Source organism: Limnospira sp. (assembly GCF_051859755.1).
Lineage (GTDB): Bacteria > Cyanobacteriota > Cyanobacteriia > Cyanobacteriales > Microcoleaceae > Limnospira > Limnospira fusiformis.
In genome coordinates this window covers 1-879 of sequence record NZ_JBIMLI010000377.1, presented here as the reverse complement: position 1 = coordinate 879, position 879 = coordinate 1, and the positions used below count along the sequence as shown (strand labels likewise).

1 pseudogene is annotated in these 879 nt (G+C 42.8%); it reads right to left on the bottom strand.

The features are described 5' to 3' along the window. Positions 1-172: 172 nt before the first annotated feature. Positions 173-566: pseudogene (locus ACTIE0_RS24735) on the bottom strand (hypothetical protein); the annotation flags it as partial. Between the last annotated feature and the right edge of the window lie 313 nt (positions 567-879).

Sequence of the window (879 nt, the reverse complement as noted above, 5' to 3'; positions counted from 1 at the left end):
TTTATGACCTTGAGTCCCCTGCCTTGCTTAGATTTCTCCAAGCGTCGGGACATATAAACAGTTATGGGATGGTCAGGAATGTGAATCCCTTATATTCCACCAAGGGGTGAAAGTCCCATTAGGAAGTTATTTCAGGCATTGCAGCCTTATTTGATTCCTAAACGTCTCGCACCTCATCCTCTAGTTGTTGGAATATTTCCCGATAGGTTATCAGATTATCCTCAATCTGGTTCTTTCCTAAGATAGTCGCATCGTACCAGTCCCAGAATTCACTATCGCTGCTGATAGTTCCCAGGGCTTGGTGCCACTAACTTGGCTTTCTTAACCCCGTCTATCACCCCTTGGGGTGTACACTCAAGATTAGCTGTCTTGGGTAGCCGTTTTCCGGTAGGTGGCTGCTTAAACTGCAATAGCAAATTATACCTAGTCCCGGACTTTTGTAACTTGAGTGTCACTCCTTTGGGACATTCCCCTTTAAAGTCTTGATAGGCTTTCAGGAATCTGCTATAGCTCTCGTCATAGTTACCCTTTCCCCCCACTGTAGGGAGTTTAGTAGCATTACTCATTTTTTACTCACTTGTTACTCTACTACGGTTTTGAGTAACACCTAAGTAACGGTAGAATAGGGGTTGTAGGCTGTAATTCCGGTTCGAGTCCGACTCTGCCCACTATTAACTGTTTCTGATTAGAGAGGGATTAACAAGTAATTTCCTGAAATATCCGGAAATATTTTTCCGATCCCCAAAACCCCAACCTACATGGTTGGGTCAAACGTAGTGAAACCCAACATAACTGAGAGATGGTGGCGTTGGGTTTCGTGACCTCCACCCAACCTATAATAATTAACAATTAATAATTAATAATTAATAATTTTAGCCA